Here is a 241-nt window from a genome sequence, read left to right as displayed (position 1 = left end):
GAGTTTGAGCAGTCTAAACCTAATCCAGCTATTTATCTGGCTGCTATGGAAAAGCTTGGTGTAGAACCTTCAGAAACCCTGATTATTGAAGATTCGCATTATGGTATTATGGCTGGTAAGGCGGCTGGAGCCACTGTTTGGGCGGTTAAGGATAACTATTTCGGTATTAATCAAGAACAAGCAGACCGGTTTATTGAGACACTTACGGATGCCAAAAAGTTGTTGGCGGAATCAGAATAAA

General features: G+C 41.9%; 1 protein-coding gene. It reads left to right on the top strand.

Features of this window, described 5'->3' with window-relative positions:
* Positions 1-240 (top strand): HAD family hydrolase (locus tag ETC07_RS16405; protein ID WP_136249348.1); only part of this gene is annotated, 240 nt, incomplete at its 5' end.
* Position 241: the final 1 nt, after the last annotated feature.

The sequence above is a fragment of the Halomonas borealis genome (assembly GCF_004798905.1).
Taxonomy (GTDB): domain Bacteria; phylum Pseudomonadota; class Gammaproteobacteria; order Pseudomonadales; family Halomonadaceae; genus Halomonas; species Halomonas borealis.
Note: the sequence above shows the minus strand (reverse complement) of the source record. Positions and strands in the feature narration are given on the sequence as shown.